Below are 22,172 nucleotides of genomic sequence, written 5' to 3' on the forward strand. Positions count from 1 at the left end.
TGATACCGGATTAAATGTCAGGATCTTATCGTAAACAATTTCAGATTGAGCTAGTTTTGTCTCGGCAGATGCAGAAACTACGCTCTCAATAGTCTTACCACCCGGCATGGTGGTGCAATACGGCAGGTTGAATATCGGATGACCCGTTAACGAGGAGGATGCTTACATTCAGCCCTGACTTGAACACTTTTTGGTGAAAGACTGCTTCGAAATTGAGGACTCCCGTTATCACTAAAAAAACAAGCAACATCTCGCGTTGGTTCTTTTCCATTCTTCATATTAGTGAACATCCTGTCAGTTAGAAATATACTTTATTTTTCTAGGTTTGATACTTTCATTACAATGAAAACGATCATCTATTGACGCACTATTCAATACTAAGTCGTCATCATTGATAAAATTATAATCACCTGAATTTAATGGCGCCTTATGACTGTAGTAAAACTCACTCAAAATACTTGTTTTAGTAAGTACAGAATCACTCATGACTATGATGGAAATATTTGGACCAGCAACTTTCATAAAGGAATCCTTTGATGAGTCATTTACATCCTGAAAAGATATAAAGTGAGTAGAATTACCATGCTTATAGTTAATATTCCTAGTAGGATATGCAATGATATTATCTCCAGCAGAGTAGATAAATTTACCAATAAAAGATAAAACATCATTACGCTCACTGATAGAAACCTCATTCTGAAGTTTTTTATCACTGCCCTCTATTCCAGCGAGCTTCTTAATTCTTTTATTTGTGTCATTGTAATATACAAATCCACCACTGCTACAACTCACATAATTTTCAAAGGTGAAAAAACGATGATCATCTATGCGATAGACAACTTGCGGATCAACATCGATCTCAACACTCCTGATAGCCCGACCGCCAGAACCACTTGGAAAGCCATAACCAAAACTTCCACCTACAGTAGCTGCTATCATAGGTAATACAAAATTCCAGACAACAACCATAACAACTGCTAGAGAAATTAATATAGCTAATGTTATTTTCTTTCTTCTGCTCATAGTTTTACTTTCAGTATTAACCATTGTAATACCCCGATGTTATTTTAATGCCGGATTAAATGTCAGGATCATATCGTCAACAATTTCAGATTGAGCTAGTTCTGTCTCGCCAGAAGCAGAAGTAACACCCTCAATCACCTTACCTCCCGGCATGGTGATGCGGTAAGGCAGGTTGGCTATCGGATGACCTGTTAACGCATTTGTGACGACAAACTTTTCATCAAAAGTTTCTGGTGAAAATGACTTCATCACGCTCTGCATATTTGCTGCTCCAGCCTTACTGATACCTGCGTTTTTAACCAGCAGCCTGCCCGGTCCGCCAATCTCCACGTTGCCGCCTTTCAGCTTTATATAACCGCCGCCACAAATCAGCGTCAGCTCATCCTGCGCCGTCACGACCAGCTTCCTGCCGCTCGAAATATGCGTGTCCTGCGTTGACCAGGTCGTCACGTTTCCGCCCTGCGCCTGCACGTCGATATCGCCCCGGGAAGTGAACAGCTTCGCGCCCTCGCGGCTGTACAGGCTGATTTGTTTGCCTGCCGCCACGGTAAGGTCCTTCTGCGCGCCCAGGTCCATCTGCTTTCCGGCGGTCAGCGTCAGGTTATCCTGCGCCGACAGCTGCATATCCCCGCCGCTCACCAGCGCCACGCCCTGCGGCGCGCTGCCCAGCAGCACTTCCTGCTGCATGTCTTCTATCTTTTTCTGCAGCAGCGCCTGCTGACGCGCCACGTCCGCCGCCAGCGCCTGTGCCTGCTGCGCGCTGGCCGCCAGCGACTGCATTTCCTTCAGCGCGGCGGACAGGCGTGACAACACCGGCTGCATGTCCCTCTGCTTACCCCGCGCACCGGACTGGCCGTCCGCGCTGATAAACAGCCCTTTGCTCGCGCGAATGGCGCCCCAGCTGTCGGTGCGCAGCTCGAAGCCTTCGCCGCGCGGCTGGCGTTCACCGTCGACCAGATGTCCGAGATTCAGCTGGCTTTTGCCGCCGTACTCGGTGCTGAGCTTGATGTGCTCCTGACCGCGCGTGTCGTCGAGGCGCAGTTTGTTGTTCGACGGCGTGCGCAGCACGTTGCGCCTGTAGTTGCGGATGGTGACGTGGTCGGCGCGGGATGAGTCGTGCAGCACGCCCGCAATGTACGGACGGTCCGGGTTGCCGTGCTCAAAGCCAATCGCCACCTCGGTTCCGGCAAGCAGTGGCAGGTGCAGGCCGTAGGTGTCGCCGGCGAACGGGCGCGACTGGCGCACCCACAGGCTCTCATGCCCGCTTTCCCAGCCCGCGCGGTCAAACAGCATATTGACGCGATAGCGTCCGTCGCGGTCGATGTGGCCGTAAGTGTCGTTGGTGGTGGTGCTGGTGATGCGCGCCGGCAAGGTGCCCGCCATCACCGGGCGCGGCGCCGGTTCAGGGCGGTAGCTATAGCGGCCTTCTGCCGGGATGCCCTGAAACAGGGTTTCCATGCTGCTGTCGCGCGCCGCGCGGCAGACCAGCGAGGTGATGACCACGCCGCTGCGGAACACCTCCGCCGCGTTGCTGCCGCTGGCGCGCACCACCACGCCGGGCATCAGCGTCGCGCTGCTGGATTTGGCGCTGAGCCGCGTCTGGCCGTTGAGATAGCGCTCGTGGCGCAGCCGGGCGTAGAACGCGCCGCTTTCCGTCGCGGGATTCGCGCTGTACGCCTCGCCCGCCTGCAGGTAGTTATCCGCCCAGTGATAGGCTTCGCCACAGGTGGTGTCGTCGCCGCCGGTGACGTCGGCCTGCGCGTTCATGTCGGCGGTGGCGTCGCGGTAGTTGTAGTCGCGGGTGCTGACGGTTTTCTCCACCACGCGGAAGCGGCTTTCCATCGCCCACACCGACTCCACGCCGCTGTCGTGCAGGCCGGACGGCGGCACGGCGGGCAGCGTCAGGCCGGTTTCATAGCCCTGCGGGCCGTCGTAGAATTCCACCACGTCGATGTTGAGGCGCGTGTCGGTGGTGAAGCGGAACCAGATGCCGACCTCCGCCAGCAGGCGCGAGACGAAGCGCAGGTCGTCTTCGTCAAACTGCATCACCTGCTCGCGCTTCGGATAGTCTCGGCTGAGGCTGAACACGAAGTCCTGACCGCGCATGCCGTGACGGTCGCGCAGGATGGATTCGACAATCTGCGGCACCGACATGTCCTGCCAGATGGCGTTCTGCCGGGTGCGCGAAAGCAACGCCAGGCGCGGCTGCAGCGTGATGGCGTAGCGCGCTTCGTCAGCCGACACGCCGAGCATGTCGAAGCCGGTCACCACGCCCTGCACCACGCGCAGCGGTTCATTTTTTTTCAGCGCGTCGCTGAGGCTCTGCGGCGAGGCCTGCAGCGTCAGCGACGCGGTTTTCATCAGCATCGCTTCGCGGCTGATGTGCTTGTCAGTGCTGGTAAAGATAATTTTCCAGCTGAATGGCGCGCTCAGCGACTCCTCGCCTTCGAAGCTCAGTACGTCCAGCGGGGATGTATTGTCCGTGACCTTCAGCAGGTGATGGCTGTGGCTGAACAGGGTAATGCCCGTATCTGTCATGATTAAATCCTTTTAATTCGCCACGTAAAAAAGCTTTCGTTCTTTAGAACAAAAAAAATCATTTCACTTTTTTTATTTATACTTAGCGCCAGATTTCCAATTGAAGCCAAAATAATTATTAAAATGGATAGAATCAACTTGGGTCCAGCAAGATTAACTTTTGCCATCTACTATTTGGGCTGCCTGAAAAGCATCCCGATAACCATTTCGTGGCTGAGGTATGCTTTCACGGCTAATTTCAGCGGGCTCAATTACATCATCGGGGATGCCTGTATTAATGTAACTGTCGCCTCCCTGGGTCCAGTCGGCAAAACGGCGTAGATCAGACATAAAGGCTTTATCCCAACTGGCATCGCAATAACCAACTGGCAGGTCATAAGCCACTATACGGCGCATAAAAATATCGCTACTTGGCAGCGTGCTATGATCGGTTGGCTGAGAAACATAAGTACGCAATCGTGCATCTTTTTCTTCAAAGGTCTCCTTTCGGGTTTCTTTGATTTGGGTGCGGACAAAGCCACTGGTCACATATTCAACATTGATGATCACATCCTGGTCTGGGTAGAGGCCAATAAAATTGTCATAAGTATTGTCATTTTTTGCTCCTGTTTTAGGATTGATTTCGCCCCAACCATCTTTTTGTTCTGATGTATGTTCCAGTCCCACGCGGGTATCATCAAAGTCGTCAAGTTCATTTGCCTTGATCGGTTCAGGAACCTTTTCTCCATTGATAAAAACTGTCTGGTCGATAGGCGGATCAGGATATGCAATGCTACTGCTGGCATATTTATCGCCTTTATCATCCCAAAATGATTTTCCATCCGAAAGACGGCCGAAGGGAGCTTTTTGATCTGGAGACTCCCCACACCCCGTATTACGCGCTAACATGCGTTGGAATAGTTTTCCTTTGTGCCGAATTAGAAGCGGATGCGGACTATTATTTTTATCATTCGGTAGCCCCTGCCATCCAACAGAACGTAGAGGTGCAGATCCCATGACACGGTCATGCGGGCAAAAATAGATCCAGGTACGACCATGATTATCTCTCTCGGGTATCATGCCTCCATCATGTGTTGAAACTGCAATTGTGCTATCTGGCCGCCAGTTCTTTTTTTCGCTTGTCTGCCCAACGCACAGCCCTTCATATCCCTGCGATGAAAGATGGGTTGCTTGTAGCGCAACTTTTTCGACAATAGCCGAAAGTGTGCTTTCCCTACCTTTAGGCGTGATACGTTCATCAGCAGGTGAAGAGACAATACTCATAATATTATTGTCCATTGCGTAGGGTGAATTAAGAATAAAAAGCGCATCCGGACCTTTATCAGCCAAAGCTGCAGCAGCGAGTGAAATCATCGTTCCCTGACTGTGAGAAATAATACTTACAGTATCTTTTGGATATTTTTTCCGGATCATATTCAATAAATCGGCCAAACGCTTAGCCGCATGTGCATAATATTTTTTGGATGGCGCATTGGAAAGGAGACGGTCTATATCTGCATTCACATATTGAACTTTTGCACCGTAAATTCCAGCAAAGTCTTCATTGAAGCCTTTATCACTCCATAATGAGTGCAGGTTATTGGTACCATTTTGGAAAGGACCACCTCCCCAGATATATGGACCTTTACTTTTTATTTCGTCTGCCGTCTTCCCCTCACGCTTCATCTGGTAATAATCATAACCTTCAATGTTCGCCAAAGGGATAACATACTTATCCTCTTCTCCCACAGGAGAAGCATACCCCCAATAGAATCGGATGATGGGAGAGTTACCCATTATTTTAGGACCTGTTTCACGTTTTTTTAATGGCCAATTTTGTTTAACACTTTCTCTGCCTCTGGAATCTGTTTTGATAACGCCATCAGTGTCATAAATGTTTTCACTCAGTTTATAATCAGTCCCATCAAGACCAAGCCGTTGGTTCAGCCCTTTACATAAGTGGCGCTCAGCTAGCTGATACCATTCTCCAGTCGAATTAACCCCATGGACAAAAATAACCAAACCAGGCAGGTGCGGTGGTAAATCACAGGCACCACGAACCTGAATATTTTTATGTGAAGGAAATGAGCGCCATGAGGGTTGCCCATTATCATCAAGGACAGTCTCAAGCGATCTTAAAGGGTCATTGTTGTTTTTCATTATCTTAACCTTGATTATCACTTGAGTTAAAATACACTACTTTTTTTGCAGTTATCATGCTGTCGCAATGGTATTTGTTATTACCGAACTCACCTTTTAATTCTGGCATACTAATTATATTTTTTCTCATTGCTGCTTGTGCAGCTAAAGAAGCATCGCCAAAAACAACATCATCGTTAACTAGCTCCCTATAGGTTTTATTTTTTTTATACTCATCCGTACGTCTATATTCAGATGGGTAATAATCGATTCCTTTATCCTCACCCCAATAGAACCCTCGCTTTGTTAACTCTTCCTTATACCTTCTGATATACTCCCGCTCTCGTTCAACCCGGGAACTTATAAAGTTTCCATTTTCTATACGCACGCGAACAACGGCTTTTTCTTCATACTCATCACTATCTTTAAGATAGTATTCATGATTCAACATCGTAAAAGAATATAAGTGTGAGTAATTTCCATTACTAGTCATAGGCGATCGCTGAGTAATAATTTCAAAAGTTTTACCATAATCACTGGAATAAATAAAACTGACAGGACATGCGCCTGATGAATTTCCGCTGCCACAGCGACTTCTGGAATCGGCCACGCCGAAAGCTAATTCCCCACTGGTTGCAGCATTAGTGATCTCACCCTGATAAGCCAGAAGATCATTACCACGGTTGTAGCGCCATTCTTCATTACCCGGCTCTTCACCCAGATAGGTTTTTATTCCTTTATTCGTATCATTGTAATAAGCCTGACCACCTTTATCGCATGAAATATAGTTCTCCAGAGTCAGAAAACGGTGTTGATCAATGCGATAAATAACCTGAGGCGGTGCGTCAGTTTTTACCATCCGGGGAACTTCCACTTTCTGCTCACCGCTCATGCCACCCAGACCCACACCAAAACTTCCCCCAATCGTCAATCCCGTCAATAACTGCAAGACTTTGTAAACAGAAAAAAGCACTACTGAACCAATGCAAATACCCCACAGCCACATTTTATTTTTTTTACTTAACGCCATAATTAATCCATCCTTTAGTTAGCTATCGTGACATTCCATCTCACATATCTTTAAATAACATCGACACTATCAGATTAAAAACATTACTGACACAGAGTACACAGGGCAATTACATCCTTTTACTATTATTTAAAATCACTTTTTTGATAAACTTATAATCATGTCATCAACAACCTCTGATGAATGTAACGAAGTCGCCCCGTACATATCCGTAATACCTTTAATCACTGAACCATCAGGCATTGATACTGAATATGCCCGGTTTACAATTGGTTCTTTCGTTAGCGCATTCCTGATAATGAATTTCTCATCAAAACTTCCCGGCTCAAACGACTTCATCACGCTCTGCATATTTGCTGCACCCGCCTTACTGATACCCGCGTTCTTAACCAGCAGCTTACCCGGTCCGCCAATCTCCACGTTGCCGCCTTTCAGCTTTATATAACCGCCGCCACAAATCAGCGTCAGCTCATCCTGCGCCGTCACGACCAGCTTCCTGCCGCTCGAAATATGCGTGTCCTGCGTTGACCAGGTCGTCACGTTTCCGCCCTGCGCCTGCACGTCGATATCGCCCCGGGAAGTAAACAGCTTCGCGCCCTCTCGGCTGTAGAGGCTGATTTGTTTGCCTGCCGCCACGGTCAGGTCTTTCTGCGCGCCCAGGTCCATCTGCTTTCCGGCGGTCAGCGTCAGGTTATCCTGCGCCGACAGCTGCATATCCCCGCCGCTCACCAGCGCCACGCCCTGCGGCGCGCTGCCCAGCAGCACTTCCTGCTGCATGCCTTCTATCTTTTTCTGCAGCAGCCCCTGCTGACGCGCCACGTCCGCCGCCAGCGCCTGTGCCTGCTGCGCGCTGGCCGCCAGCGACTGCATTTCCGTCAGCGCGGCGGACAGGCGCGACAGCACCGGCTGCATCTCCTTCTGCTTACCCCGCGCACCTGCCTGCCCGTCCGCGCTGATAAACAGCCCTTTGTTCGCGCGAATGGCGCCCCAGCTGTCGGTGCGCAGCTCGAAGCCATCACCGCGAGCCTGCCTTTCACCATCCACCAGATGACCGAGGTTGAGCTGACTTTTACCGCCGTATTCGGTGCTGAGCTTGATGTGCTCCTGGCCACGCGTGTCGTCGAGGCGCAGCTTGTTGTTCGACGGCGTGCGCAGCACGTTGCGCCTGTAGTTGCGGATGGTGACGTGGTCCGCATGGGATGAATCATGCAGCACGCCCGCGATGTACGGGCGGTCCGGGTTGCCGTGCTCGAAGCCAATCGCCACCTCGGTGCCCGCCAGCAGCGGCAGGTGCAGGCCGTAGGTGTCGCCGGCGAACGGGCGCGACTGGCGCACCCACAGGCTTTCATGCCCGCTTTCCCAGCCCGCGCGGTCAAACAGCATGCTGACGCGATAACGTCCATCACGGTCAATATGCCCATAAGTGTCGTTGGTGGTGGTGCTGGTGACGCGCGCCGGCAAGGTGCCCGCCATCACCGGACGCGGTGCCGGTTCCGGGCGGTAGCTATAGCGGCCTTCTGCCGGGATGCCCTGAAACAGGGTTTCCATGCTGCTGTCGCGCGCCGCGCGGCACAGCAGCGAGGTGATAACCACGCCGCTGCGAAATACTTCAGCAACGTTGTCGCCGCCGCTGGCGCGCACCACCACGCCGGGCATCAGCGAGGCACAGCTGGATTTGGCGCTGAGCCGCGTCTGCCCGTTGAGGTAGCGCTCGTGGCGCAATCGGGCGTAGAACGCGCCGCTTTCGGTGGCGGGAGTCGCACTGTACGCCTCGCCCGCCTGCAGGTAGTTATCCGCCCAGTGATAGGCTTCGCCGTAGGTGGTGTCGTCGCCGCCGGTGACGTCGGCCTGCGCGTTCATGTCGGCAGTGGCGTCGCGGTAGTTGTAGTCGCGGGTGCTGACGGTTTTCTCCACCACGCGGAAGCGGCTTTCCATCGCCCACACCGACTCCACGCCGTTATCGTGCAGGCCGGACGGCGGCACGGCGGGCAGCGTCAGGCCGGTCTGGTAGCCCTGCGGGCCGTCGTAAAATTCCACCACGTCGATGTTAAGGCGCGTGTCGGTAGTGAAGCGGAACCAGATGCCCACCTCCGCCAGCAGGCGCGAGACGAAGCGCAGGTCGTCTTCGTCAAACTGCATCACCTGCTCGCGCTTCGGATAGTCTCGGCTGAGGCTGAACACGAAGTCCTGACCGCGCATGCCGTGACGGTCGCGCAGGATGGATTCGACAATCTGCGGCACCGACGCATCCTGCCAGATGGCGTTCTGCCGCGTACGCGCCAGCAGCGCCAGGCGCGGCTGCAGCGTGATGGCGTAGCGCGCTTCGTCAGCCGACACGCCGAGCGTATCAAAGCCGGTGACCACGCCCTGCACTACGCGCAGCGGTTCATTTTTTTTCAGCAAGTCGCTGAGGCTCTGCGGCGAGGCCTGCAACGTCAGCGACGCGGTTTTCATCAGCATCGCTTTGCGGTTGATATTTTTATCCACGCTGGTGAAGATAATTTTCCAGCTGAACGGCGCGCTCAGCGCCTCTGTGCCTTCGAAGCTCAACACGTCAAGCGGTGAGGCGCTGTCCGTGACCTTCAGCCGGTGATGGCTGTGGCTGAACAGGGTAATGGTCGTATCTGTCATGATTAAATCCTTTTAATTCGCTGTTCTGACATTAACTTTCTCTCGCGCCTAAAGCGGCTGCGGGAATATTAGGTAAATGTCAGGCCTGAGGTTCCTGGCTTTCCTCAGTAGCGTTTTCAGTCACGCTGTGCATACCGTCACGGGTGTTTTTCTGTACCGCTACAGCACCGAATAACGCCATGAAAAATGACACGCCGTAAAAACCTTTTTCGCTTGGCATTAGCGTTGCATTCCACAGCCCAGCAACCAGCAACACCACGGCAATAGTGAAGGCCAGCAGGCAAACCATGTGGTAAAGCTGCGTGGTCGGGATGCCTTCCAGACGGTCGCGTACGGTTTTTTGCAGCGAAACCGCCGTGAACAGTCCAAGGATCAGCACCGCGAAGTAATAGCCTTTTTCATTAAGATGCATCTCCGCGCGCCACAGACCCGCCAAGTAAACCAGCGTGCCGCCGAGCATGGCAATCCAGGAAATCGCAATAAACGCAGGTGAAACGGGGATATTCTGGGTTTTCATACACACTCCTTGTTATTAAAAAGAACGTCACATGTTCAGAAGATAAAGCTCACTTCGCCTTCATCATTAGTGTCCAGCGTCAGGCTGTTGCTCAAAGTACCGCTGGCGCGGTGCTGCAGAATCATCTGGCTCAGCACCGGCAGGATTTGCTGATTCAGCAGGCTGTCGACGTTGCGCGCGCCGGTGTCCGGCAGCAGGCAGGCGTCTGTAAGCATGTCGTACAGGCCGTCGCCGATGGTGGTGCGGATGCCGTAATGGCGTTGCAGCCGTTTGCTGACCTGCTTCAGCTTCATCTCCACGATGATTCGCATCGCCTCGCGCGCCAGCGGGCGGTAAATCACCGTCTGGAAGCGCGCCATCAGCGCGGGCTGGAAGTGATCGCGCAGGATCGGGCGCAGGCACTCCTGAAGGTCGGATTCGGCTGCTTCGGGCATTTCTTCCAGCAGCTGCATCAACTGATCGCTGCCGAGGTTCGAGGTCATCAGAATCACGGTGTTGCGGAAGTCGATTTCGCGCCCTTCGCCATCGCGCATAAATCCACGGTCAAATACCTGATAGAACAGGTTAATCACGTCACGGTGCGCTTTTTCCACCTCGTCGAGCAGCACCACGCTATACGGACGCTTGCGCACCGCTTGGGTGAGGATGCCGCCCTGGCCGTAACCGACGTAGCCCGGCGGCGAGCCTTTCAGCTGGGAAACGGTGTGCGCTTCCTGATATTCGCTGAGGTTGATGGTGATTAATGATTTCTCACCGCCGTACAGCAAATCAGCCAGCGCCAGCGCGGTTTCGGTTTTGCCGGTGCCGCTGGTGCCGACCAGCAGGAACACGCCCTGCGGACCGTTTTCGGAGGTGAGCCCGGTTTTCGAGGCGCGCAGGCGCCGGGCGATGGCATTGAGCGCCGCGTCCTGTCCCACCACGCGCGTGGCGAGCTGGTTTTCCAGCGCCAGCAGTTCGGCCTGCTCGTCCTTCATTAATGAGGAGAGTGGCACGCCGGTCCAGTCGGCAATCACGCCCGCCACGATGCGCGCGTCAACATCGGCGGTGAGCAGCGGTTCGCCGGGCTGCAGCGCGTCGAGGTCGGTCTGGAGCTGTGCGATGGCGCCGCGCTGGCTGGCGTCTTTGCGCCCTTCCAGCAGCTCTTGCATCAGCGACTGCACAATGCCGTAGCGCTGTTCCAGCGCCTCCAGCTCTTCATCGGTTACCGCAATCAGACCGGCGATTTCTGCCAGCCGTTCCTGTGACACCGCGCCGCCCAGCGCTTCGTCGTCGAGGATGGCGCGCTGCTCGATGTTCAGCGCATCGAGCTTCGCACGCAGGCGGGTGATGGCTTCCGGCACCGTGTCCTGGCCCATGCGCACGCGCGCGGCGGCGGTGTCGAGCAGGTCAACCGCCTTGTTCGGCAGCTGGCGTCCGGTGAGGTAGCGGCGCGACAGCGTGACGGCGGCGCGCACCGCCGCGTCGGTGATATGTACGCCGTGATGGTCGGCGTAGCGCGACTTGAGGCCGCGCAGCATCAGGCACGCGGTGTCGTCGTCCGGCTCGTCCACTTTCACCATCTGGAAGCGGCGCTCCAGCGCGGCGTCCTTCTCAAAATACTGTTTGTACTCGCTCCACGTGGTGGCCGCGATGGTGCGCAGTTCGCCGCGCGCCAGCGCCGGTTTCAGCAGGTTGGCCGCGTCCGCGCCGCCCGCTGAATTGCCCGCGCCGATGATGGTGTGCGCTTCGTCGATAAACAGCAGCACCGGATTCGGCGCATTCTGTACCTCGGTGATGATGTTTTTCAGGCGCTGCTCGAATTCACCCTTCACGCCCGCGCCCGCCTGCAGCATGCCGAGGTCCAGCGTGTGCACGCTCACGGGCTTCAAACTGTCCGGCACGTTGCCTTCGGCAATGCGCAGCGCCAGCCCTTCCACCAGCGCGGTTTTGCCGACGCCCGGCTCGCCGACCAGAATCGGGTTGTTCTTGCGGCGGCGCGACAGGATATCGACCATCTGGCGGATTTCATTGTCACGGCCAAATACCGGATCGATTTTGCCGCTGCGTGCGTCAGCGGTAACGTCGCGGGTGAAGCGGGCAAGCGCTTCGGTTGATGGTGTTTTGCTTTCGCCTGCGGTGGCGGATTGTTCGAGGGTGCTGACCGGCATCTCCGGCTGCTCCGCTTCGGCACGCTCGTCGGACTGCGCTTCCAGCATCGGCTGTAAACGCTCAAGCTGGCTCATGCGCAGGCTCAGCAGCGGCCACAGACCTTCGCACTGTGCAAGTTTTGGCTGCTCGGACAGCGCCATCAGCAGATGCATGCTGCGAATTTGCGGGGAATTATCAGATGCGGAGGCCATTAGCCACGCCTGCTTCAGCAGCGCTTCCAGCGAAGAAGAAAGCTGCGGACGCCCTCGCACCGCGCGTGGCTGGCGGTCGAGAAACGCCAGCAAATCCTGCCAGATGACATCCATGTCCCATTCATAGCGGCGGGCAATCACCGTGATGTCGCCCTCGCCCTGCTCGAGCAACTTGAGCAACCAGTGCTCCGGCTGGATTTCAGCGTGGGCGCGGGTCTGGCATAGCGACGCAGCGGCTTCCAGCGCCTGCGCGCAGAACGGGTTGAGGCGACGCAGTAAAGCGGCTGACTGACTGTCCATAGCAAAATTCTCCTGATTGGGGGCACGCTACCGCCCGTCGCCGTGAACCAAAGCGCATAAGGCAGCAGGAAAAATGGGAAATGACTTGTGATTTCACCCGCTTCGGATGGAATCACCAGGCATCTGGCCTGGTCGCATAGCGTCAGTTATTTTTGAAGGTCAACACCGCGCAATGAATTGCGCAGCTACAGAATGTGCGCCCTGCAATCCCTGTTGCCAGCATCCACCGGGCTGCAAAAAAACAGCCCGGCGGAGGGATTACGCTAAATAGTTCATGTCGCAGGAAGGCGGCAAGCGAGTGCAGCCCCGGGAGCTTACATAAGTAAGTGACCGGGATGCGCGAGCGCAGCCAACGCACCTGCGGCGCGAAATATGACGCGTAATCAGGCGGTGGCGCGTTCGTTCCACGAATCGGAATGAATAATGTTGCCGTCTTTGTAGGTCCAGGTGATTTTTTCGTAGCGCAGCTCAATCTGCTCCAGATGGTTGTGTTTCTCTTTCGACGGGTCCTTAACGTCGTGCATCACCGGATTGACCTTCACCACCTTCACGTTTTCCAGCTTGGTGTTGAAGTACTCCACTTCCTGGCCGGCGTCGCTGATGCGATACCACTTGAACTCGGCAGACTTCAGCGTCTGGCCGGTGGTAACCGCTTTGTAGAGGTACGGGCTGGACGAGTCGATTTCCTTGGTGAACAGGAACGGCGTGTGAATGCGCGTGCCGGTCAGCTTGCCGGTGTTGTTGTCGGTCGGGATGTACAGGTTGTGTTGCTGTGCCACCACTTCGATGCTGCCTTCACGGTCCTGCACGTCCACCGAGCCCTTGATGTCCGCACCGCCGTCGTCCTTCAGCCACAGATAAACCGGAATTGCCATGTTGTTACTCCTTTTCTTCATGATTGCCGTCACCATCCTGTGATGACGGAGGGATTGCGTCCGCTGCCTGGCAGGCGTCGGCCTGCGGCACCAGACTGATTTCTACCCGCCGGTTGACCGCGCGGCCTTCCGGCGTGTCGTTGCTTTCAATCGGGCGACTCTGACCGAAGCCCTGCACCGCGAAGCAGCTTTCGTCAACGTCGCCGGTGTCGCGCATCCAGTCGCGCACGGCTTCGGCGCGCTTCAGCGACAGCCGCTGGTTCAGCGCCGGATTGCCGGTATCGTCGGTATAACCCGCGACCACAATCAGCCAGCCCGCGCGCGCTTTGATGGTGACCAGCGCGTTTACCATCACTTTGGTCGAGCCTGTTTTCAGATCGGATTTGCCGGAATCGAACAGCGACATCGCGTCCAGCCGTACCAGCGTGGGTTGTGGTTTCGGCTTTGGCGCAGGTTTTGGCTTAGGTTCCGGTATCCAGGTACTAATGGCGTGCAGCACCGGCAGATGCAGATGCCCGCCCTGATAGAGCCCCAGACTCAGGCGCAGCGGCGCGCCCTGACGCGCATAGTTGTCGAGCTGACTCGCGTCCTCGCGCAGCACCTGCACAGCAGCGAGCTTCGGCGCGTAGTCGGTCATAGCAATGCGGTTGTAGTGTTCGAGGTCGAATACGATGCGATGGATTAGCGACTGGTTGTTCCAGGCCACCGCACAGAGTGCGATGACTGCGGCAACGGCGAAGGCCGTGATCGCCGTGCGCAATGCGCGGATGCGCGGCGTCAGGCCACGGCCTTCTGGAAGCAGCGGAAGGATAAAGTCAGGCAGGATGACGGCTATGTTCGCTGCGGTACCGGCACTGCGGATAGTGGTGTGCTGCCTCAGCCAGGCGCACCACAGAGAGTCATTGCTGGCGCCCGGCGTAGCGGGTTGCAGCTGCAATACATAGGCGGCGGGTATCACGGCGGCGACATCACTGTGCGCCTCCGTCAGCACGCGCAGCACATGTTGACGCGCCCATGCATCCAGCGAGTTGAGCAGGACCTGCTGCTGCATCGCCACGCTGCCACCCGACTGCAGCCATTCGCTGGTGCCACGCGGCGAGTTGTCATCCAGCCAGATTTGCGCAGGATTGCCCGCCAGCTGAACCTGCCAAAGCGGTGCAGCGCACTGCGTCATCTCACCGGCAACGCTGATGTTAAGCAGCAACGGCAGCGACTGACGGGTTTCACGGCGCAGTAACGCAATTTGCCAGCGCAGAGCAAACAGCGCATTTTCCAGCGCTGCGCTGTCCTGCTGTTGCTGTGGACTGATATTGAGGCAGATTGAAATCTGGCGGCCCCAGTCGGGACGTTGCAGCAACAACTCACGCACGTTGTGCTGGAGTTCGCTGCTATCGGCAACGTGAATAAAGCAGCCGTGCGGCAACACGCGTACCGGTTCCACGTCCGACAGACCACTTGCATTGCAGCAAAGCACCACCGGCTGCCGATAAGCTACATCGGGCAAATCAGTCCATTCCTGACTCGTCACATGCTTGCGGTGGCGCAGCACTCTAAACGTTACCGTGCCAGCCAGCAGCAGTATCGCCAGCAGCACGATTGAATCGCTGCTGCGTGTAAAGGTCAGAAACTGCGTGCACAGCACCGCCACAAGCAGCCAGATCCAGAGCACCAGCAAGCGTGGAAGCAACGTCGTCATCCTTTGACTCCGGGCAGCAGCGTCGTGATGAGGTGATCGAGCCAGTAATTCAGTCCCCACCACAGCGCGGCCAGCAGAAGCGCGGTCAGGCCAATACGTGCAGGCCAGCTGCTTAACCAGCCCGTGCGCAACCCACCGCTTGCCAGCGATAACAACGGCGCATCCGCCGCACGCGTGAAAGGTGGTACGCGCTTAGTCAGCGCGCTCACCAGTTGCTGGCGCGCGGGTGCATCAATGGAGGTATATCCGCCGAGAAAGCCCAGCATCATCACGCGGTGAAAACAGGTCAGCACCATTTCATCGGCTTCCGGCTGCGCCAGCACCTGCTGCATGCGGTCGCACAGGGTTTCGCCCGCATCCATGGTCTGTAAAAAATGGCCCTGCAGCGGCATGTGATACCACTGCACGCAGGCATCATCCTGCACGCCGCGCCCTTTCACCGCCTCATCCAGCAGCGCGCACTGCGCCAGCAGCACGTCGTGACAGCTTTCGCGGCTGACGCCCGCCTTGCGCAGCGTAAGCTGCACGCGTTCGGCGTCATTCACGCAGCGCTGCCACAGCGCCAGCCCTTCGCCTTCGGCAAACTGCGGGCCGTGGCGCAGGCTGATCACCTGCAGCCAGGTGTTCTGCAGCAGCGCATCAATATCGATAGTTTTTGCTTCAGCACTCATGATCTCAGCACCGCAAACAGTTCCAGTTCCGGGTCACCCAGCGTGCCGGGGACGTAAAACACGCAGCTGCCGCTCTCGAGCATCGCGCGTGCCGCCGGATGGGACAGATCCAGCGAGAAATACTGGTTCTCCAGTCGCAACGGGACCGCCGCAGGAACGTGGCTAAGTGGCTTGAGCGGAATGCCGAGCTGCGAGCTGTTCACCAGCGCAGTCACGTCATCCGGACTGCCGACTTTGCACTGGCGCGGGAACTGCTCCTGCAGCTGCGCCACCGGCAGCGGCGAGCGCACCGACAGGTAGAAATCGGCTTCCTCGCGCAGGCGTGGATCGTTGAGGCGCGCCTGCCACTGACGCAGACGGCTGTCGTGCGTCATGTCGATTGCCACCATGCGCGACGGCAGGCTGGCTTCCAGCAGCGTGCCGAGCAGGCTGAACAGCTGTGGGAACACCTCATTCAAATTTTCATGGCGGTAAGCCGGAATGGCGCTCACCTGATGCTCCAGCGAGAACGTCAGTAGACTACCCGCCAAGCGCGCTAGTTCGGGATAAAGCCGTTCCGGCGGGCTTTGCGGATGACGCTGAAAATCGGCCAGCAGTGGCTCGGCGCTGTTTAGCGCGTTGAGCAGCCAGAACAGCGATACGTCGGCAACGGCAAAATCGGCCATGCGCTGGTTGCTTTCGCGGCGCATCGCCATCAGACGCACCAGCCGTGCACGCAGCTGCGTCACCAGTTGTTCAAGTGCCGTCATCAGCCACGGGCTGGATTGCAGGGTCAGGAGTGGCGGCAGAAACTGGCTGTCCAGCACCCAACCGCCCTGCGCATCCTGCTGCAGACGCGCCACCGGACAGGTCAGCCAGTCGCTGTTGTCCTGATGTGCATAACGTAGCGTCAGTTCAGGCTGCAATACCGCAACCTGCCGGGTGTCGTCCCCGAACAGGTTGCGGATATCGCGCCAGCGCTGACGGAATCGTACCGGACGCTCCGCCACGTCGCTCTCCTGCAGGCAGTTGCCGCCGTTGGCGTACAGCTGCGGCAGCGCCAGAACAACCGTCACTTCCTTCTGCTCCGCCTCAAGCGTCAGCGTCGGTGGCAGCGGATCGGCGTTGTTTGTATCCACCAGCGTGCCGTCACTGAAGCGCAGATGGAGATGACGCGGTTGCAAACGTCCGCGCTTTAACGCTTCCGGCTCAAACTCCGCCTGCAACACGCCCCACGGCTGATTAAGCCCCATGCGCGCGATGCATTCACTTTGCCACGCCTGCCAGGCGGACTGCTGCTGAAAGTGCTGGGGCGAGATCATCGTGCCCCGGCCCCAGAGTGGTTGTTCTGTTTTCATCCCTGAGTTCCGCCTTACGCTTTAGCTTTCGGCATCTGCGACACCAGCGACAGGTTCACGTCCATGCCTTCCACCTGGAAGTGCGGGATGGCGAACAGCTTAACGCGGAAGAAGCCCGGGTTGTCCTCGATATCTTCCACCAGCACTTTCGCATCGCGCAGCGGGTGCGAGGATTGCAGCTCGTCGCCCGGATCGGTCATCTCGGTCACCAGCGTGCGCACCCAGGTGTTGAGCTCCAGCTCCAGCAGGCGGCGGTCTTTGGTGGTACCGATGTTTTCGCGCTGAATAAGCTTCAGGTAGTGCGCGATGCGCGACAGCAGGAAGATGTACGGCAGACGTGCGTTGATACGGCTGTTAGCCGTCGCATCAGCGGTGTCATACAGCGCCGGTTTCTGCGTTGAGTTGGCCGAGAAGAAGCAGGCGTAATCGCGGTTCTTGTAGTACGACAGCGGGATAAAGCCGAGGTTGGCGAACTCGAATTCGCGGGTTTCCGGGATCATCACTTCAGACGGGATTTTCACCTGGTTGCCGGTGCCCAAATCGTACAGGTGGATCGGCAGATCCTGCACCGCACCGCCGGCCTGCGGGCCACGGATTTGCACACACCAGCCGTTGCTGATGAAGCTCTGCACCATGTTGGCGGCGAAGGCGAACGAGGCATTGGTCCACAGGTATTTGTCGTGATCCGGGCCTTTCACTTCTTCGATGTAGTTGAAGCTGCGCACCGGCACGGTGTCCGGGCCGTACGGCAGACGACCGAGTACGCGCGGCATGGTCAGGCCGATGTAGCGTGAGTCGTCGGTGTCGCGGAACGACTTCCACTTGATGTATTCGGCGCGGTCAAAGTAGTTACCGATGTCTTTGATCGCCGCCACTTCTTCCATCGACTCTTTAAGGAAAAACTGCGGGCCGACCGAACCGATAAACGGCATGTGTGCTGACGCCGCAACTTTCGACAGGTTGCGCAGCAGCGCCACGTCCTGCGCCGAGGCATCGAATTCGTAGGCAGAAATGACCGCGCCAATCGGCTCGCCGCCCGGCGTGTCGTATTCGGCGACGTAAGTTTGCAGATAGAGGCCGCTCTGGATGATTTCTGGCGCATCTTCGAAATCCTGACGCAGATCGTCTTTCGACACGTCCAGCACTTCGATTTTCACGTTCTGGCGGAAGTCGGTTTTATCCACCAGCGACTTCAGGCCGCGCCACGCCGACTCCACTTTCTGGAATTCATCATGGTGCATCACCGCATCGAGCTGGCGGCTAATCTGGCGGTCCAGCTCGGCGATATGGTGATCCAGCAGGTTTTTATCCAGCTTCTCTACTTTCGCACCACTGATTTTCAGGCGCGTCAGGAATACCTGCATCGCGGCTGTCACGCGCTCGTCGGCAGTGGCATCAGACATCGCCTGATTGTCCTGCCAGACGTTGAGATCACTCAGCTCTGACACCGGATTGAGGTTGATTTTTTCAAACAGCGACGCGTAGATGCCGCCCGCAGCGGGGCGATCCAGCACGGTGGTTGCACCATTGGCATGGGTTTCATTCTGAACTGACATCAGCATTCTCTCTCTATAGTCCGTTACGGGGATGATCAGGCTTGATCGGTGGCTAACGCAGACAGCTCGCTGCGCAGTTCATCGCTGAGTGCCGGGTCTTTCAGGATGGCTTCCAGCTCTTTGCGGAAGGTGACGTTATCCAGCAGGTTGGATTTGAGGTCGCGCAGCAGATTGCGCATCGCCAGCATGGCGCGCAGCTGAGGGATTTGGCGGGCAACCTGCTCCGGCTCGAAGTCCTTCATGTCGCGGAAGTTAAGCTGAACGTTCTCTTCGCTGCCGTCACCGGCCAGGGTGTTCGGCACGGCAAATGACACCGCTGGCGCGATATCGGCCAGCACGCTGTTGAAGTTGTTTTTGTTCACGTTGATTTTTTCGCGTTCAGACAGCGGGCGGTCTTCCGCGCCGTTACTGAAATCGCCGGTCACCAGCAGCTTGAGAGGGAGCTCGGTTTTCTTCGCCGCTCCACCGGTGTGCAGGTCTAGCTTGAGGTTGATACGGGCTTTAGGGATTTCATTCTGGTAAGAGTTGCTCATGTTTACTCCTTGTAAAAATGGCGCGGAAAGCACGCGTAGGCACACTTTCCCTGTGTGTTACCGCGCGAATATATAGCTGGAATTTTAGGAAGGCAATAAAGCGAGATGATCTTTGCGGTCTGATTTATATAGGAAATTTCTTATGATTTGAGTTAAGCCCCTGATGAACCCTGATAAAGTGACCAGGATTGTTCTTGAAATTATTTTTGACCGGGAGTGCCATTTATCACCAAAAATACTTTTACAGGTATCAATAATACAATGGCGCTAATTGTTACCGCAGGGGGATGGTGTCGAGCCGAGGGGGGACACAAAAAAAAACCCGGCGCGCGCCGGGTTTTACTTAAGCTACATTCTCAATCAAACGGTTAACTGTAAGCGTGCAGCGTGCGTTGGCACAGCGCTGAACGGACGCAATCCTCTTTGCCGAAACGCACCACGCCGATCATTTCATCCTCTTCGAAGCGCGCTAACGCATCGGCAAGGCCAGACCTGGCGTGGGATGGCAGGTCGCACTGGGTAATATCGCCGTTGACGATAACCGTCACGTTTTCCCCCAAGCGAGTCAGGAACATCTTCATCTGTGCGGCGGTGACGTTTTGTGCCTCATCAAGGATCACCACCGCATTTTCAAAGGTACGTCCACGCATGTAGGCGAAGGGCGCGATCTCTACCTTGGCAATTTCGGGCCGCAGGCAGTATTGCATAAAGGAAGCGCCGAGACGTTTAACCAGAACGTCATAGACCGGTCGGAAATAAGGCGCGAATTTCTCGGAAATATCTCCGGGGAGGAAACCGAGATCTTCATCCGCCTGCAGAACCGGGCGCGTTACGATAATCCTTTCGATATCCTTATTGATCAGGGCCTCAGCCGCTTTGGCTGCGCTAATCCAGGTTTTTCCGCAGCCGGCTTCACCGGTGGCGAAAATGAGCTGTTTCGTTTCTATGGCATGGAGATAGTGTGCCTGAGCTTCATTTCTGGCTTCAATCGGCCCGCGGTCACGTGCATCACGTGCCATACCAATCGAATCCAACCCACCCATTTGCACCAGCGAAGTGACCGATTCTTCTTCACGCTGACGGTGACTGCGAGAGTCGCTACGAATAACGCGTCTTGCTTCACGACGTGCTTTGATCACTGCTTTCTGTCTTCCCATAGTGGCACCTTACAGTTGGTTTCATTTATCGCGGCGGATCACCCGCGGCGATGACTTGAACGCTTTAGAGGTTTAGTTGGCTTCCTTGTAAGCCGTGTCGAGCCAGTGAGAATGGTGTGCATCAGCGCCGAAACGCAGGTGCGCACCGGTAAAGAGAATGAGATTGAACAAGAACGATGTTTGAAAAGTAGCGAGGTTACGTTGGAGGGAAGAAATCCCCCGCAGTGGACTGCGTGTGGTGAAACTATTTAACTGTCCCAAAGAGAGACGAATCATGCGCGAACTCCAGTGGCTTAGCCACACAACTGACAACGCTTATGAATAAAGTGCATCATATTTGCGGTGGTTTGCAACATTATTTTTACGTCCCGGTAAAGAAAAAAAGATAAGCGAAGCCTAAGGTCTTTTACCTTAAATTAAATTTGTCAGATTTATCATATAGATGATTTATTAACGGGTAACAGAACTTTTTAAGAACATTCGGAAGCGGTTACTTCCAGCGGAAAGTTTAAGGAAGACTTAACAAATGCGCCTGCGGAGCGGTAAACACCGCAGGCGCTGCACATTTATTAATCAGGCCTGCAATAAAGGTTGCCCGAGATAATGGTTTTTATCCGCCACGCCCGGCAGCGCGAAAAAATATCCGCCGCCAATCGGGCGAATATATTCTTCCAGCGCTTCGCCATTGAGACGCTGCTGCACGGTAATAAAGCCTTTGGTTAAATCATGCTGGTAGCAAACAAACAATAAACCCATATCCAGCTGACCTGAGCCGGTTATACCGCTGGAATAGCTGTAACCGCGCCGCAGCATCAAGCTGCTGTCGGTTTGCGGCGTGCGCGGATTAGCGAGACGAATATGCGCATCCAGCGCAATCAAATCCCCATCGGGATCTTGGCTGTAATCCGGTACGTCATGCTCGTTTTTCATACCCAGCGGCGCGCCTGATAACTTCTCACGACCAAAGATGGTTTGCTGCTCGCCGAGCGGCGTACGGTCCCACATTTCTACGTGAAAACGGATGATACGCACCGCCTGATAGCTGCCGCCGTGCGTCCACGCCGGTTCCTGCTGTTCGTGCGTGACCCACAAGAGTTGATCCATCAATGCCGGATTATGCGTATCGGGATTGGCGGTACCATCTTTGAAGCCCAGCAGGTTGATCGGCGTTTCTTTGCCGTTGCTGCGCGCCGCGTGGTCGGCAATAAAACCGTCGCGACGCCAGCGCACCGCCAGCAGATCGGGTGTGCGTTTAATGATGTCGCGCAGCGCGTGGATCACCGTATCCTGGGTGTTAGCGCAAATCTGGAGCAGCAGGTCGCCATGGCACTGCTCCGCATCCAGCGAATCGTTGGGAAAACGCGTCATGGTTTGCAGCTGCGCAGGCTTGTGTTTGCTTAAGCCGAAGCGCTCATCAAACAGCGAGGTGCCGACCGATAACGTCATGGTGAGATTGTCGGGCGCGATATCGGCACCGAGAATCCCCGAATCCATCGGCGGCAGCTGCGGATTGGTGACCGCCGGCGCCGGTCCACCTTGCGTGAGAAAAGCGAAGCGATCGGTTAGCAAGCGGAACAGACGTTCAAGCTCGGCTTTGTCGCTCGCCAGCACATCAAACGCCACCAGCATCATGGATGCCTGCTGCGGCGTGACGATACCGGCCTGATGGACGCCGTAAAAAGGTTGCGCCTGTTGGCGCAAGTTGGGTGCAACCGTGCCGGGAGAGAAGCTATCGGCGGCTGCGGTATGAAACGGACAACCGCCGCCGAGGGCGGCTGCGCCACCCAACATGCCTAATCCCTGCAATAATCGACGACGCGACGGCTGCGCCGCGTCATTTTTATCACTCAT

The 22,172-nt window shown here is 55.7% G+C and carries 16 protein-coding genes; all 16 read right to left on the reverse strand.

All coding sequences use genetic code 11. From position 1 onward, the window contains the following. Positions 1-294 precede the first annotated feature (294 nt). Positions 295-1,047, reverse strand: a complete 753-nt coding sequence (locus FCN45_RS11540; RefSeq protein WP_137386010.1) for a hypothetical protein — start codon at positions 1,045-1,047, stop codon at positions 295-297. Positions 1,048-1,062: 15 nt separating this feature from the next. After that, complete coding sequence (locus FCN45_RS11545) at positions 1,063-3,561, reverse strand: type VI secretion system Vgr family protein (protein ID WP_137386011.1); 2,499 nt, start codon at positions 3,559-3,561, stop codon at positions 1,063-1,065. 153 nt (positions 3,562-3,714) lie between these two features. Further along, on the reverse strand, positions 3,715-5,700 hold the full coding sequence (locus FCN45_RS11550) for a DUF3274 domain-containing protein (protein ID WP_246862524.1): 1,986 nt from the start codon (positions 5,698-5,700) through the stop codon (positions 3,715-3,717). Between the two features lie 4 nt (positions 5,701-5,704). Beyond that, complete coding sequence (locus FCN45_RS11555; RefSeq protein WP_137386012.1) at positions 5,705-6,709, reverse strand: hypothetical protein; 1,005 nt, start codon at positions 6,707-6,709, stop codon at positions 5,705-5,707. Between the two features lie 135 nt (positions 6,710-6,844). Then, positions 6,845-9,340, reverse strand: coding sequence for a type VI secretion system Vgr family protein (locus tag FCN45_RS11560; RefSeq protein ID WP_137386013.1), 2,496 nt, complete (start codon positions 9,338-9,340; stop codon positions 6,845-6,847). Between the two features lie 79 nt (positions 9,341-9,419). Then, positions 9,420-9,857, reverse strand: a complete 438-nt coding sequence (gene yiaA, locus FCN45_RS11565; RefSeq protein WP_101764063.1) for an inner membrane protein YiaA — start codon at positions 9,855-9,857, stop codon at positions 9,420-9,422. 35 nt (positions 9,858-9,892) lie between these two features. Next, positions 9,893-12,496, reverse strand: a complete 2,604-nt coding sequence (gene tssH, locus FCN45_RS11570; protein WP_137386014.1) for a type VI secretion system ATPase TssH — start codon at positions 12,494-12,496, stop codon at positions 9,893-9,895. Between the two features lie 383 nt (positions 12,497-12,879). Then, positions 12,880-13,371 (reverse strand): type VI secretion system effector Hcp, encoded by a 492-nt coding sequence (hcp, locus tag FCN45_RS11575; protein WP_064741351.1) that lies wholly within the window; start codon positions 13,369-13,371, stop codon positions 12,880-12,882. 4 nt (positions 13,372-13,375) lie between these two features. Continuing rightward, positions 13,376-15,067 carry an OmpA family protein gene (locus FCN45_RS11580; RefSeq protein ID WP_137386015.1) on the reverse strand — a complete coding sequence of 564 codons (1,692 nt, stop codon included), beginning with the start codon at positions 15,065-15,067 and terminating at the stop codon, positions 13,376-13,378. Further along, complete coding sequence (gene tssL, locus FCN45_RS11585) at positions 15,064-15,738, reverse strand: type VI secretion system protein TssL, short form (protein WP_137386016.1); 675 nt, start codon at positions 15,736-15,738, stop codon at positions 15,064-15,066. The genes FCN45_RS11580 and tssL overlap by 4 nt, the downstream gene beginning before the upstream one ends. Next, positions 15,735-17,075, reverse strand: coding sequence for a type VI secretion system baseplate subunit TssK (gene tssK, locus FCN45_RS11590; RefSeq protein WP_137386017.1), 1,341 nt, complete (start codon positions 17,073-17,075; stop codon positions 15,735-15,737). The genes tssL and tssK overlap by 4 nt, the downstream gene beginning before the upstream one ends. 14 nt (positions 17,076-17,089) lie before the next feature. After that, complete coding sequence (gene tssC, locus FCN45_RS11595; RefSeq protein ID WP_137386018.1) at positions 17,090-18,637, reverse strand: type VI secretion system contractile sheath large subunit; 1,548 nt, start codon at positions 18,635-18,637, stop codon at positions 17,090-17,092. 29 nt (positions 18,638-18,666) lie between these two features. Continuing rightward, the gene (gene tssB / locus FCN45_RS11600; protein ID WP_101764057.1) at positions 18,667-19,164 is read right to left on the reverse strand and encodes a type VI secretion system contractile sheath small subunit; all 498 of its coding nucleotides are present in this window, start codon (positions 19,162-19,164) and stop codon (positions 18,667-18,669) included. 368 nt (positions 19,165-19,532) lie between these two features. Then, positions 19,533-20,321 (reverse strand): phosphate starvation-inducible protein PhoH, encoded by a 789-nt coding sequence (gene phoH / locus FCN45_RS11605; RefSeq protein WP_101764056.1) that lies wholly within the window; start codon positions 20,319-20,321, stop codon positions 19,533-19,535. A gap of 72 nt (positions 20,322-20,393) precedes the next feature. Continuing rightward, positions 20,394-20,597 (reverse strand): hypothetical protein, encoded by a 204-nt coding sequence (locus FCN45_RS11610; RefSeq protein ID WP_137386019.1) that lies wholly within the window; start codon positions 20,595-20,597, stop codon positions 20,394-20,396. 297 nt (positions 20,598-20,894) lie between these two features. Next, positions 20,895-22,172, reverse strand: a complete 1,278-nt coding sequence (efeB, locus tag FCN45_RS11615) for an iron uptake transporter deferrochelatase/peroxidase subunit (RefSeq protein WP_137386020.1) — start codon at positions 22,170-22,172, stop codon at positions 20,895-20,897.

Source organism: Pantoea sp. SO10 (genome assembly GCF_005281435.1).
GTDB classification, from domain to species: Bacteria; Pseudomonadota; Gammaproteobacteria; order Enterobacterales; family Enterobacteriaceae; genus Pantoea; species Pantoea leporis.

What these genes read in the sequence shown, in the direction of transcription:
- FCN45_RS11540 (WP_137386010.1), bottom strand. Translation starts at nt 1,047, where the DNA reads ATGGTTAATACTGAAAGTAAAACTATGAGCAGAAGAAAGAAAATAACA.
- FCN45_RS11545 (WP_137386011.1), bottom strand. Translation starts at nt 3,561, where the DNA reads ATGACAGATACGGGCATTACCCTGTTCAGCCACAGCCATCACCTGCTG.
- FCN45_RS11550 (WP_246862524.1), bottom strand. Translation starts at nt 5,700, where the DNA reads ATGAAAAACAACAATGACCCTTTAAGATCGCTTGAGACTGTCCTTGAT.
- FCN45_RS11555 (WP_137386012.1), bottom strand. Translation starts at nt 6,709, where the DNA reads ATGGCGTTAAGTAAAAAAAATAAAATGTGGCTGTGGGGTATTTGCATT.
- FCN45_RS11560 (WP_137386013.1), bottom strand. Translation starts at nt 9,340, where the DNA reads ATGACAGATACGACCATTACCCTGTTCAGCCACAGCCATCACCGGCTG.
- yiaA (WP_101764063.1), bottom strand. Translation starts at nt 9,857, where the DNA reads ATGAAAACCCAGAATATCCCCGTTTCACCTGCGTTTATTGCGATTTCC.
- tssH (WP_137386014.1), bottom strand. Translation starts at nt 12,496, where the DNA reads ATGGACAGTCAGTCAGCCGCTTTACTGCGTCGCCTCAACCCGTTCTGC.
- hcp (WP_064741351.1), bottom strand. Translation starts at nt 13,371, where the DNA reads ATGGCAATTCCGGTTTATCTGTGGCTGAAGGACGACGGCGGTGCGGAC.
- FCN45_RS11580 (WP_137386015.1), bottom strand. Translation starts at nt 15,067, where the DNA reads ATGACGACGTTGCTTCCACGCTTGCTGGTGCTCTGGATCTGGCTGCTT.
- tssL (WP_137386016.1), bottom strand. Translation starts at nt 15,738, where the DNA reads ATGAGTGCTGAAGCAAAAACTATCGATATTGATGCGCTGCTGCAGAAC.
- tssK (WP_137386017.1), bottom strand. Translation starts at nt 17,075, where the DNA reads ATGAAAACAGAACAACCACTCTGGGGCCGGGGCACGATGATCTCGCCC.
- tssC (WP_137386018.1), bottom strand. Translation starts at nt 18,637, where the DNA reads ATGCTGATGTCAGTTCAGAATGAAACCCATGCCAATGGTGCAACCACC.
- tssB (WP_101764057.1), bottom strand. Translation starts at nt 19,164, where the DNA reads ATGAGCAACTCTTACCAGAATGAAATCCCTAAAGCCCGTATCAACCTC.
- phoH (WP_101764056.1), bottom strand. Translation starts at nt 20,321, where the DNA reads ATGGGAAGACAGAAAGCAGTGATCAAAGCACGTCGTGAAGCAAGACGC.
- FCN45_RS11610 (WP_137386019.1), bottom strand. Translation starts at nt 20,597, where the DNA reads ATGATTCGTCTCTCTTTGGGACAGTTAAATAGTTTCACCACACGCAGT.
- efeB (WP_137386020.1), bottom strand. Translation starts at nt 22,172, where the DNA reads ATGAGTGATAAAAATGACGCGGCGCAGCCGTCGCGTCGTCGATTATTG.